Genomic DNA, 12151 nt, shown 5'->3' with positions numbered 1-12151 from the left:
CTGCCAGGTGTCGAGCTGGTAGCGGCTGGGGCGTCATTGCGTCTCCCGCGAGCCGCGGACGTAGTCGATGGCGGTGGCGACGTAGTTGGTGTCCATGAGGCTGCCGGCGGCGTCGATCCGGTCGCGCAGCTTGTCCAGTTGCGCCCATGCCCGCCTTAGTTGCTGAGCGAGCCACTCGGTGTCGGCGGGGCAGAGGCGAGGAACTCCCCGAGGGGGATCCGTACGTCGCCGCTGGTGCCGAGGATGGCGATGGGCTGGCCGTCGGCGTCCTCGATGAGACCGGGGTCGCAGACCCGCTGCCGCCAGCCGTCGGGGACGGCCTTCAGCCTGGTCTCGATGGCGGTCAAGCGGTCGGTGTCGTGACGTCCGGCGGCCAGGAAGTTGTTGACCCGGCGGACCTCCTCTTCGGTGGACAGCTTGGCGATGCGCTGCTCGCCGTCGGATAACCCGGCGTGGTGCAGGGCTTCGCGGGCGAGCTGCCAGTCCGTCCAACCAGGGATAGCGCCGGTTTCACGGAAGGTCATCGCACGCTCCCGACGGTTTCGTGGAGCGCCTGCAGGGCGTGGTCGTCGGCCTCCTGGTCAACGTCATCGAAGCCGCCATGCACGGTGCAGACGATGTCCTCGCTGGTGTTCAACTCGCCGGTGAGCGCCCGGTGGAGGCAGCTGATGCTGTAGGCCGGCGCCCACGCGTAGCCGCAGCACTCCGGGTCGAACGGGCAGGGCACCATGACGTCGAAGCCGACGTCGCCCTCGCCGTCGACGTTCGTGCGCAGGGCGAGGGTGAGGTACAGCTGTCCGAGGCGGATCTCCGCGACCCGGTCGCCGCCCGCGACGTCGGAGCCGTCCTTCCACTGCCACATGGGAAGGATCTCGGGGCCGAAGACGCGGCGGACCAGGAGCAGGTCCCCCCGGCCGTCACCGCCGTCCAGCCCGAGGTCGGCTTCGCGGGCCTCGCTCAGGCGCCGAAGGAACGGCTCCAGGCGGTTGAGGCCCCCAGCGAAGAAGGCCTCGTTGAAGCCCTGCGCCCGCAGCGACTGGATCGAGTGGACCATCTGCTTGTACTGCGCGCGGACCGTGTCACCGGGAACGGTTCGGTTGTCCGGGCGCGGGATCTGGCGCGCCAGGCACACGTCTTCCGATGTCGCCACGATCACCGCAATGGCAGGCATGCCGTGGCGCTTGGCGGCGGCGATCAGCGGGTCCCTGGCGTCGCTGCTCACGTTGGCGTCGATGACCGTGTTGAGGCGGCGGGCCATCCTGCGGTCCACGAGCCAGTGGAGGGCATCGACGGCGTCGGTGGTGGCTTCCTGGCACCCTTCGTCGTCGCTCACCCAACCGCGCAGGGTGTCCAGCGAGAGGACCTGAGAGGCGGGCCAGGTACTGGCCAGCGTCGTCTTACCGGCCCCGGAGGCGCCGATCAGCACGATCAGCGCGTTCTCCGGCAACTGCGGGCACAGCGAAATCGGCGAGGTCATAGGGGATCTCCTTGCGGGTTGAGGGCGGAAGTGAAGGGAGTGGGTTGGGTCGGCTACAGGTAGGCGCCGTTGAGCAGTACGTCGTGGGTGCCGCGTGGTGCTGCGGTGTCTGGGCACGTGCGGCGCGATCGAGGTCGCGCATGGTGGAGCCGTGGGCTACGTGGTCGGGAGCTGTTGACTCGGTGTCGGCTGGCTGGTCCTGTTCGATCGGCTTGAGGGTGAATGTCCCTGCCTCGGCGCCTGCTCGGCGCACGGTTCCTGTGAGCGTCTCCTCATCGAGGTGTATGTCGACGGTGCGCGCCCGCGCGCCGTGGGGCGGTCGCTTTCAAGGCGACGGCGTCTGCCTGTTCCGCCATCCGGCCGGGTCGGCTATGCCGGTTCGGGATGCGCAGCGATCACCTCCCGCACCGCGCGCACCGATGGCGCCTCGTGCGTTGCCGGGTTCTGCGGGGTGCGGGCCAAGATCCGGCCGAAGAGGCGGAGCTTTCCGGGCGGGCAGTCGCGGGAGTGCCAGGTGAGCTCGTAGATCCACATGTCGCTGCGTGCGTACTCAAGCTCGCCGGGCGCAGCGCGGCGGCCGATCTTCAGGTGCACGGACACGTCGCCGTCGTAGCCCGGCGCCGGCCAGTGAACGAGGGCCTGCCAGCCGTGTGCTTCGGCGTGGGCTACGAGCTGCGCTGCCGCGGTGGGCAGGGTGTAGCCGTCCGGCGGTGTGGCGCGGATCGCGCGCAGCCGGGCGTACACCTGCTGCAGGCGGGCTTCTTGTTCGGGGCTGCGGTCCGGCAGATTGAGGAGGCGGCGGTACTCGTAGGAGAGCCGGTCGTACTCCTGAGCCGGGGTCTCGGCTGCGGTGGTCACACTGCCTCACCCCCGACGACGGCAGCCGCGGGACGACGTTTGCCGCGCAGCAGGTTGCACAGTGCGCCGGCCGAGTAGCCGGTTTCAGCGGCCAGTTCGCGTAGCGTCGCGCCCTCGGCGCGCCGGTCGCGGAGCGCTTCCAGGTCCTGCTCGGTCAGGAGGCGGCGCCCGCGGTAGTGGCCGGAGCGGGCCAGCACCCGCTTGTCGCGGGCCGGACGCCGCGGCGTCTCGTGCTCGTGCCACAGGGCGGCGACCGCGAGGCGGGCTTTGTGGAGGCGCGCGGCGTGGGTCGGCATCCCGACGCCGAGGCTGTCCGCGGCGGCCTGGTGGTCGCCGGTGAGGGCGAGCGCGGTGACAGCTTGCTGCTGCAGCGGGGTGAGCAGCGGCCAGATCTGCGCCAGGGCTACAGCTTCGACGAGTCGTTCGTCCCACGGGACGCGGCCGGTGTGCTGCCAGTAGCGCAGGAACCCGGGCAGCGCACCGGACCCAGCGGCGAGGTTGCGCGGGTCGTAGCCGCGGTGGTGCATCTCGGTCTCGACGTGCCGGTTGGAGGCGCGCAGCCCGATGCGGACCAGATCGCGGGCGGTCGGCGGGGTGTCGGTGGTGAGGAGGTGCTCGGTGATGGCGTAGAGCACGGCGTCGTACCGCTCATCGGCGTCGCCCTCGTTCCAGCGGTCCAGGACGATGGCGATGCGAGCGGCCTGTTCGATATTGCGCAAGGTGAAGCCGTGGGCAATCGGCCGGGGTGAGGCCGTGCGGCAGTACGCCGCCTGCCTCCAGGTTCTCGGCACGTTTGGGCAGGGGGCAGCTGACCGTGTCGTGGCCCCCGAAGATCAGTGAATTCAGCGGGGTCAGGCCGGAGTCCGTGAAGGGGGGTGTCTCGGTCACCATGCCTGTTGCCGGATGCAGACCCGCGGCCACCGCCGCGCATCCCGCCACGACCGTGGTGGCGACGGAACCCCGTGCGCCGATCAGCCAGACTCCGAGTGAGGGCCCAAGAGCCGAGGCCGACGCCGAGGCCACAGCCGAAGCGGATGCGGCGGGCACAGATGTGGACACGGCTGCCTCCAGAAGAGAGAGGAAGGGGGAAGAGACAGGGCAAGACGGCGGGCGGAGATCCGGCGTCCCCCGCCCGCCGCCGATCAGTCGCCCGCTGTGGGCGAAGTGGCCGGAGCAGGCAGTTCCTTCACGCGGATGTCGCGGAAGGAGACCTGGTCCTCGGATCCGTGGTTCTGGATGCCGATATACGATGGTGCCGGGGGAGTCCTTGGCGGCGATGGCGGTCCACTGTCGGCGGGCGATCACGTCGTCCAGGAGGTCGAGGTCCTCCCAGTAGGAGACGGCGGCCGACGTCGCGCCGAGGTCGGAGTGCTCGAAGCCGGTTCCGATCCCCTCGGCGTTCGACTTAGCCTTGAGCAGCGGAATGCGGGGGGCGGTGGCCGGGGTGTACTCCTTGCCGGTGGTCGGCGGCGCCGAGGTGCTGCCGGACGACGGGCTCGGGGACGCCTTCGCGTCGGACTGGGCGGGCTTATCGCCGCCGTCGAGCGTCGTGACGGCGATCCTGCCGACTGGCGCCATTGGGTCACCCAGAACACCGAGCGCGCGACCCTCTACACCAACGGCGGGGAGCCGCCCCGGGCCCCGGAGCCGCAGCGCGAGCACGAGACCGGCGTCTTCGACAGCGAGGAGCCGGGCAAGGTCGAAGCCCGCGTTCGTCAGGAAGCGGCCGGCCGCACGGTCGAGGACGTAGGAGACATAGAACTCGGTGTCGATGTCCACGGGTTGGGCCAGCATCACCTGATGGACGGTGTGGCCCTTGATGTCCATGCCCAGGATCTGGCGGGCGGTCAGTTCGGCGGCGGCCGGGTCGGCGGCGAGTTTGACTTCGCCTGCCTTGCCGCGGCCGCCGGTCTTCACCTGGGCCTTGACGACCACATGGCCGCCGAGCCGTTCCGCGATCGTGCGTGCCGCCTTGGCCGAGTCCGCCACCGCAGCCTTCGGCACCAACACACCGTATTCCTCGAAGAGTTCCCTTGCCTGGTACTCGAACAGGTCCATCTCGGCTCCTGACTCAAAAGTGCCGCACGCCCCCTGGACACCACTCACCGGGGGCGCCGGTCACCGCGACGGCGAGGAAGACATACGCGGCGAGCGTGCCGAGGCCGATGAGGACCGGGCGGGCGCCGTCGGTGAACGGCACCGCGGCGGACAGGGTGCCGGTGTGCCCCTCGGCGACCTTCACCCAGATGTGCAGGCCGAGGAAGCCCAGCCCGGCGACGCCGGTGCCGCGGTGCACGGCCTGGGCGAGCAGCCGGTGGCCCGTGTGCAGCACCATGCGGTCGGTGGCGGCCAGGCCCCACAGCACCGTGACGGACAGCGAGACCAGCGCCAGCACGCCGGCGCCGAAGTCCAGGAAGACCATGGTGGTGTTCATCGCGCCGGAGTGCAGGGTGACGGCGAGGAAGAGCAGCAGCGCCGCCGGAAGTGCCGGACGGAGCAGGGGGGTTCGGGTGAAGCCGCCGCCCGGTGCCCGGTCCGGCACCCGTGGCGGCGGGCCGGGTTTCTCTCTCGGGCACCGGGGACGGGGCCCGGGCGGCGAGGGCCGGGCGCGGTGCGCGTGCCGGCTCTGCAAACGGGGTGCGGACATCGAACCTCCCGGTGGGGGCAGCGGGATGGGTGAACCGAATTTCGATGAAATCTCCCGGCGGCGGTATTTGCGCCGCGGCTTTTGTTGGGGTGACCACCGGTAACTGTCAACATTCCGTGACCGGGTGGATACTCAGGGCCGTTAAACCGGATGAGCAAAAGCATCACCGAACGCCCTCTAAATTTCCTAAGGTTTATCGCGCTGTGACAAATTCCTGCACCGGCATCGCGGTCGCACTGACTGTCGATGATGCCGACTCAGGCGCAGGGGTGGTGTCAAGCCCTGCCCCAGCCGCATCCCGCCAGTGCGGGATAACAAGGTTCATACAGTATTCGTCGACTGTATGCAATCTGTCGAGACGCCACCCGAGCGCCCCCGAGACCAGCAGCAACACCCGAGCGCAGCACCCGAAGAGCACCTCGTGAGAGCACTCCAACTCCCCTACGAAGGGACAGGACTTCGCCATGCCCGACGACAGCAGCGAAAAGAACCAAGGCCTCATCTCCGGTGGGCATCTGGTCGCCAAGGCCCTCAAGGCCGAGGGGGTAGAGGTCATCTACACCCTGTGCGGCGGCCACATCATCGATATCTACGACGGCTGCGTCGACGAAGGCATCGAAGTCGTCGACGTACGCCACGAACAGGTCGCCGCCCACGCCGCCGACGGTTACGCCCGCATCACCGGCAAGCCCGGATGTGCCGTCGTCACCGCGGGCCCGGGCACCACCGATGCCGTCACCGGCGTCGCCAACGCCTTCCGCGCCGAATCACCCATGCTGCTCATCGGCGGCCAAGGCGCCCACACCCAGCACAAGATGGGCTCACTCCAGGACCTGCCGCACGTCGACATGATGACGCCCATCACCAAGTTCGCCTCGACCGTGCCGGACACGGCGCGCGCCGCGGACATGGTCTCCATGGCGTTCCGCGAGTGCTACCACGGCGCTCCCGGGCCCTCCTTCCTGGAGATTCCGCGCGATGTCCTCGACGCCAAGGTGCCGGTGGAGCAGGCACGCGTACCGCAGTCCGGGCACTACCGTGCCTCCACCCGCACCGCCGGTGACCCCGAGGCCATCGAGAAGCTCGCCGACCTCCTTGTGCACGCCGAGAAGCCGGCCATCCTGCTCGGCAGCCAGGTATGGACAACACGCGGCACCGAGGCGGCCACCCAGCTGGTCCGCACCCTGAATGTGCCCGCCTATATGAACGGGGCCGGACGCGGCACCCTGCCGCCCGGCGACCCGCATCACTTCCAACTGTCCCGGCGGTACGCCTTCTCCAACGCTGATGTGATCGTGATCGTCGGTACTCCTTTCGACTTCCGGATGGGATACGGCAAGCGCCTCTCGCCGGACGCGACCGTGGTGCAGATCGACCTGGACTACCGGACCGTGGGCAGGAACCGGGACATCGACCTGGGAATCGTGGGCGATGCCGGACTGATCCTGAAGTCCGTGACCGAAGCCGCATCGGGACACGTTTCTAATGGACTCAGTAACGGAGGTGCCTCCAAGCGCAAGGAATGGCTGGACGAGCTGCGCGCCGTCGAACAGACCGCCATCGAGAAGCGACTGCCCAACCTGCGTTCGGACGCCTCCCCCATTCATCCGTACCGCCTGGTCACCGAGATCAACGACTTCCTCACCGAGGACTCGATCTATATCGGCGACGGCGGCGACATCGTCACCTTCTCCGGTCAGGTCGTACAGCCCAAGGCACCCGGCCACTGGATGGACCCCGGCCCCCTCGGCACCCTCGGCGTCGGCATCCCCTTCGTCCTGGCCGCCAAGCAGGCACGGCCGGACAAGGAGGTCGTGGCGCTCTTCGGCGACGGCGCCTTCAGCCTGACCGGCTGGGACTTCGAAACTCTCGTCCGCTACAACCTCCCCTTCGTCGGGATCGTCGGCAACAACTCGTCCATGAACCAGATCCGTTACGGCCAGAAGGCCAAGTACGGCGATGAGCGCGAACGCGTCGGCAACACCCTCGGCGATGTCCACTACGACAAGTTCGCCCAAATGCTCGGCGGTTACGGCGAGGAGGTCCGCGACCCCGCCGATATCGGTCCCGCACTGCAGCGCGCCCGGGAGTCGGGCAAGCCGTCGCTCATCAACGTCTGGGTCGACCCGGACGCGTACGCCCCCGGAACCATGAACCAGACCATGTACAAGTAAGGGATCGCTGAGGTGACTGCCATGACCAAGGCTCTCGAAGGCATTCGCGTCCTCGATATGACGCACGTCCAGTCAGGGCCCTCCGCGACCCAGCTGCTCGCCTGGCTCGGCGCGGATGTCGTCAAGCTCGAGGCACCGACCGGTGACATCACCCGCAAGCAGCTGCGCGATCTGCCGGACGTCGACTCGCTCTACTTCACGATGCTCAACTGCAACAAGCGGAGCATCACCCTCAACACCAAGACCGAACGCGGCAAGGAGATCCTCACCGAGCTGATCCGGCGCTCGGACGTCATGGTCGAGAACTTCGGCCCGGGAGCCGTGGACCGGATGGGGTTCACCTGGGAACGCATCCAGGAGATCAATCCGCGTATCGTCTATGCCTCCATCAAGGGTTTTGGGGAAGGTCCGTACACCAACTTCAAGGCCTACGAGGTCGTGGCGCAGGCCATGGGCGGGTCGATGTCGACCACGGGCTTCGAGGACGGGCCACCGCTGGCCACCGGGGCGCAGATCGGGGACTCGGGCACGGGCATCCACGCCGTGGCGGGGATTCTCGCGGCGCTGTTCCAGCGGGAGAACACCGGGCGTGGTCAGCGGGTCAATGTGGCCATGCAGCATGCTGTGCTCAACCTCTGTCGGGTGAAGCTGCGCGATCAGCAGCGCCTGGCCCATGGCCCGCTCGCTGAATATCCCAACGAGGACTTCGGCGATGAAGTTCCCCGTTCGGGAAACGCGTCCGGCGGCGGTCAGCCCGGCTGGGCGGTGAAGTGCGCACCGGGCGGCCCGAACGACTATGTGTACGTCATCGTCCAACCGGTCGGCTGGAAGCCCCTTTCGGAGCTGATCGGCCGGCCCGAACTGGCCGAGGACCCCGAGTGGGCGACCCCCGAGTCCCGGCTGCCCAAGCTCGGCAAGATGTTCCAGCTGATCGAGGAGTGGTCGTCGACGCTCCCGAAGTGGGAAGTCCTGGAACAGCTCAACTCCCGCAACATCCCATGCGGCCCGATCCTGTCGACGAAGGAGATCGTCGAGGACGCCTCGCTCGCCGCCAACGAGATGGTCGTGAAGGTGCCCCACCCGGAGCGCGGCGAGTTCACCACGGTCGGCAGCCCGCTCAAGCTCTCCGACTCCCCCGTGGACGTGTCCAGCTCGCCGCTGCTCGGTGAGCACAACGAAGAGGTGTATGTCGGCGAGCTCGGCCTCGGTGACGAGGAGCTGCGCCTGCTCAAGTCGAACGGAGTGATCTGAGTGATGGCAGAGGACCGCTCGCGGACGGTGCGGACGCTGCTCGATGCCGTACGGGCCGATGGCCGCACCGCGCTCACCGCGCCCGAGGGCAAAGTGATCGCGGACGCGTACGGCATCGCCGTGCCCGGTGAGGAACTGGCCGGCGATGTCGACCAGGCGGTCGCGCACGCGGCCCGCTTCGACGGGCCCGTCGTCCTCAAGATCGTCTCCCCGGACATCCTGCACAAGACCGATGCCGGTGGAGTCGTGGTCGGGGTGCAGGGCGCCACGGATGTGCGGGCCGCTTTCCACTCCATCATCGACAACGCGCGCGCCTACGCCCCCGGGGCCCGGATCGAGGGGGTGCAGGTGCAGCAGCTCCTGCCCTCCGGCCAGGAGGTCATCGTCGGTGCGGTCACCGATCCGACCTTCGGGAAGGTGGTGGCCTTCGGCCTCGGCGGCGTACTCGTGGAAGTACTCAAGGACGTGACCTTCCGGCTCGCGCCGGTCGACGCGGACGAGGCGCTCTCGATGCTCGACTCGATCCGGGCGGCCGAGATCCTGCGCGGTGTGCGCGGGGCTCCCGCGGTGGACCGGCGGGCGCTCGCCGAGCAGATCCGCCGGATCTCCGAACTGGTCACCGACTTCCCGGAGATCGCCGAGGTGGACCTCAACCCGGTGATCGCCACACCGGAGGGCGCGCTTGCGGCGGACATCCGCGTGATTCTCTCCTCGGAACCGGCGCAGGAGCGGCGCACCTACAGCCGCACTGAGATCCTCCGGTCCATGCGCCGGCTGATGCAGCCGCGCTCGGTCGCCGTGATCGGGGCCTCCAACGAGCAGGGCAAGATCGGCAATTCGGTTATGCGCAACCTCATCGTCGGCGGCTTCTCGGGAGAGATCCATCCCGTGAACCCCAAGGCCGATGACATTCTCGGCCGCAAGGCGTACAAGAGTGCCACGGACGTTCCCGGTGAGGTGGATGTGGCGGTCTTCGCGATCCCCGCCAAGTTCGTGGCCTCGGCACTCGAGGAGGTGGGACGCAAGGGGATTCCCAACGCGGTGCTCATCCCCTCCGGGTTCGCGGAGACCGGCGAACACCAGCTGCAGGCCGAGATCGTGGCCATTGGTGAGCGGTACGGCGTACGCATCCTTGGCCCGAACATCTACGGCTACTACTCGACCTGGCAGGATCTCTGCGCCACCTTCTGCACGCCGTACGACGTCAAGGGCGGGGTGGCGCTCACATCCCAGTCGGGCGGCATCGGCATGGCGATCCTCGGCTTCGCACGCGCCACGAAGACGGGCGTCTCCGCGATCGTCGGGCTCGGCAACAAGTCGGACCTGGACGAGGACGATCTGCTGACCTGGTTCGATGAGGACCCCAACACCCAGTGCATCGCCATGCACCTGGAGGATCTCAAGGACGGCAGGGCCTTTGTGGCCGCGGCCCGGGAGACCGTGCCGAAGAAGCCCGTGGTGGTGCTGAAGGCGGGACGCACCGCGGCGGGCGCCAAGGCCGCCGGGTCGCATACGGGGGCCCTCGCGGGCGACGACGCCGTGTACGACGACATCCTCCGGCAGGCCGGTGTGATCCGGGCGCCCGGGCTCCACGAGATGCTGGAGTACGCGCGTGCCCTGCCGGTACTGCCCACCCCGAAGGGCGACAACGTCGTCATCATCACCGGTGCCGGTGGTTCCGGTGTGCTCCTCTCGGACGCGGTGACCGACAACGGCCTCTCCCTGATGGAGATTCCGGGGGATCTGGACGCCGCCTTCCGGAAGTTCATCCCTCCCTTTGGGGCGGCGGGGAACCCGGTGGACATCACGGGTGGGGAGCCGCCGTCGACGTACGAGGCGACGATCCGGCTCGGCCTGGAGGACCCGCGGATCCACTCCCTGGTCCTTGGCTACTGGCACACCATCGTCACCCCACCAATGGTGTTCGCCGAGCTCACCGCGCGCGTAGTGGCCGAATTCCGGGAGCGGGGCATCGAGAAGCCGGTGGTGGCCTCGCTCGCGGGCGACGTCGAGGTCGAAGAGGCGTGCTCCTATCTCTTCGAGCGAGGCGTCGTGGCGTACCCGTACACGACCGAGCGGCCCGTCGCGGTCCTCTGCGCCAAGTACCGCTGGGCACGGGCGGCGAAGCTGCTGTGAACGCACCGGGCCTGTCGCGACGGACCGCTCGGCGGTGGTCGATGAGGGGGTGAGGCGAAGGGGGCGGCCGGCGGTGCGCGCCGGCCGCCCCCAGGGACCCGAGCGCACACGAAAGGAATTGGACAGGGGGCGCTGGCCAGGTCTTACGACGCAAGGGGTGCTAAGGAAACGTGGCAACCACCGATATACCAACATCCGTTCCCTATCGGGAACTGACGGACAGCAACGGTCGTATGTATCGGGTCGGCGAGACCGACGTCGACATCATGGGCCGCAAGCGCAAGTGGATGGTCATCCTGCCGTGGGTGGGCATGATGGGCATCAGCTCGGCCGAGTACGCATTCGCCTCCGCCGAGGAAACCCTGCACACCGCGCATCACTGGAGCAGTCTGCACATCTTCTGGATGCTCGGGGTGTGGGTCTTCTTCCAGGCGGCGGTCGCCTTCCCTGCGGGCAAGCTGCGCGAAAGCGGAAGGCTTCCGGCCCGCTGGGCGATGATGTACGGCGCGCTCGGCACACTGCTGGGCTATCTCTCATTGGCGTACGCGCCGCATGTGATCGTCGCCTATCTGGGCTTCGGCATGTTCAGCGGTATGGGCGCCGGCATGGTGTACGCGACCTGCGTGAACATGGTCGGCAAGTGGTATCCGGAGCGGAAGGGCGGTAAGACCGGCTTCGTCAACGGCGGCTTCGCCTATGGCTCCGTGCCGTTCGTGTTCATCTTCACCGGTTACATGGATCTGACGAACTTCCGGTGGGTCCTTGTCGCCGTCGGCGTCTTCCTCGCGGCGATGGTGGCCGTCGCCGGGTTCTTCTTCAGGGATCCGCCGAAGAACTGGTGGCCGGCCGATGTGGACCCGCTGCGTCCGCCGGACGACCCGCGGGCTCGGCGCGCCCTGTTGAAGAACCCTCCCGCCGTGAAGCAGTACACCCCCAAGGAAGCCTGGCAGACAGGTCGGGTCGCGCTGATGTGGTTCTGTCTGCTGTGCACCTCGGGCGTGAATATCTTCGGTATCGCCTTCCAGGTGGAGATCGGCCAGGAGGCCGGCTTCGCGGGCGGCATCGTGGCCACCGCCATGTCCCTCAAGGCCATCGTCAACGGCACGGGACGAGGCGTCATCGGCTGGCTGTCGGATCGCTATGGACGCAAGCAGTGCCTGATCTTCGTCTGTATCGTCCTGGGCCTTTCCCAGTACGGCATTCTGTGGTCCGCGGGCATGGCGAGCCTGCCGCTGTTCCTGCTGTTCTCCAGCATTTCCGGATTCGGCGGAGGCGCCATCTTCCCGATGTTCGCGGCCATGACGTCGGACTACTTCGGTGAGAACAACAACGCCTCCAACTACGGTCTGGTCTACAGCTCCAAGCTGGTCTCGGGGCTCTTCGGGTCCGGGCTCGGCGCTCTGGTCGTGAGCAACTGGGGCCACACCGGGGCGTTCACCCTGGCCGGTTCCACTTCGCTGCTCGCCGGGTTCGTGGCGCTGTTTCTCACCCAGCCCGGCAGGCCCAGGTCCAAGGGCATCAAGCCCAACCCGCAGCCCATCAGCCGGGATGCCGTGTGACGAGCTGACCGCGAGCGCGACACATACGAAGGGACCGTCCGGGACTGAC

General features: G+C 68.1%; 10 protein-coding genes. 4 read left to right on the top strand and 6 right to left on the bottom strand.

Annotated elements, in window-relative coordinates; genetic code table 11:
- Positions 1–155 precede the first annotated feature (155 nt).
- The 6 genes from K9S39_RS03345 to K9S39_RS03320 form a co-directional block, all read right to left on the bottom strand.
- Complete coding sequence (locus K9S39_RS03345; protein WP_248861838.1) at positions 156–524, bottom strand: hypothetical protein; 369 nt, start codon at positions 522–524, stop codon at positions 156–158.
- The gene (locus K9S39_RS03340) at positions 521–1477 is read right to left on the bottom strand and encodes an ATP-binding protein (protein WP_248861837.1); all 957 of its coding nucleotides are present in this window, start codon (positions 1475–1477) and stop codon (positions 521–523) included. Before K9S39_RS03340 ends, K9S39_RS03345 begins: the two co-directional genes overlap by 4 nt.
- Positions 1478–1846: 369 nt before the next feature.
- On the bottom strand, positions 1847–2335 hold the full coding sequence (locus K9S39_RS03335; protein ID WP_248861836.1) for a hypothetical protein: 489 nt from the start codon (positions 2333–2335) through the stop codon (positions 1847–1849).
- Positions 2332–3054 (bottom strand): helix-turn-helix domain-containing protein, encoded by a 723-nt coding sequence (locus tag K9S39_RS03330; protein WP_248861835.1) that lies wholly within the window; start codon positions 3052–3054, stop codon positions 2332–2334. Before K9S39_RS03330 ends, K9S39_RS03335 begins: the two co-directional genes overlap by 4 nt.
- A complete protein-coding gene (locus K9S39_RS42715; protein ID WP_248861834.1) occupies positions 2984–4393 on the bottom strand; it encodes an ATP-grasp domain-containing protein in 1410 nt (469 codons plus the stop codon). Before K9S39_RS42715 ends, K9S39_RS03330 begins: the two co-directional genes overlap by 71 nt.
- A gap of 13 nt (positions 4394–4406) precedes the next feature.
- Positions 4407–4877: a hypothetical protein gene (locus K9S39_RS03320; RefSeq protein WP_248861833.1), complete on the bottom strand. Its 471-nt coding sequence runs from the start codon at positions 4875–4877 to the stop codon at positions 4407–4409.
- A gap of 569 nt (positions 4878–5446) precedes the next feature.
- Here K9S39_RS03320 and K9S39_RS03315 point away from each other — a divergent pair.
- From K9S39_RS03315 to K9S39_RS03300, 4 genes are all read left to right on the top strand, one after another.
- A complete protein-coding gene (locus K9S39_RS03315) occupies positions 5447–7156 on the top strand; it encodes a thiamine pyrophosphate-binding protein (RefSeq protein WP_248861832.1) in 1710 nt (569 codons plus the stop codon).
- Positions 7157–7177: 21 nt separating this feature from the next.
- A complete protein-coding gene (gene frc / locus K9S39_RS03310; RefSeq protein ID WP_248861831.1) occupies positions 7178–8407 on the top strand; it encodes a formyl-CoA transferase in 1230 nt (409 codons plus the stop codon).
- A 3-nt stretch (positions 8408–8410) separates the two neighbouring features.
- Complete coding sequence (locus tag K9S39_RS03305) at positions 8411–10543, top strand: acetate--CoA ligase family protein (RefSeq protein ID WP_248861830.1); 2133 nt, start codon at positions 8411–8413, stop codon at positions 10541–10543.
- A 170-nt stretch (positions 10544–10713) separates the two neighbouring features.
- Positions 10714–12102, top strand: coding sequence for an OFA family MFS transporter (locus tag K9S39_RS03300; protein ID WP_248861829.1), 1389 nt, complete (start codon positions 10714–10716; stop codon positions 12100–12102).
- Positions 12103–12151 lie beyond the last annotated feature (49 nt).

The sequence above is a fragment of the Streptomyces halobius genome (assembly GCF_023277745.1).
Classification (GTDB): Bacteria; Actinomycetota; Actinomycetes; order Streptomycetales; family Streptomycetaceae; genus Streptomyces; species Streptomyces halobius.
This window is presented reverse-complemented; position numbering and strand designations above follow the sequence as displayed.

Excerpts from the sequence above, each read along its gene's own strand:
- K9S39_RS03305 (WP_248861830.1), top strand. The coding sequence starts at position 8,411 with ATGGCAGAGGACCGCTCGCGGACGGTGCGGACGCTGCTCGATGCCGTA.
- K9S39_RS42715 (WP_248861834.1), bottom strand. The coding sequence starts at position 4,393 with ATGGACCTGTTCGAGTACCAGGCAAGGGAACTCTTCGAGGAATACGGT.
- K9S39_RS03315 (WP_248861832.1), top strand. The coding sequence starts at position 5,447 with ATGCCCGACGACAGCAGCGAAAAGAACCAAGGCCTCATCTCCGGTGGG.
- frc (WP_248861831.1), top strand. The coding sequence starts at position 7,178 with ATGACCAAGGCTCTCGAAGGCATTCGCGTCCTCGATATGACGCACGTC.
- K9S39_RS03340 (WP_248861837.1), bottom strand. The coding sequence starts at position 1,477 with ATGACCTCGCCGATTTCGCTGTGCCCGCAGTTGCCGGAGAACGCGCTG.
- K9S39_RS03345 (WP_248861838.1), bottom strand. The coding sequence starts at position 524 with ATGACCTTCCGTGAAACCGGCGCTATCCCTGGTTGGACGGACTGGCAG.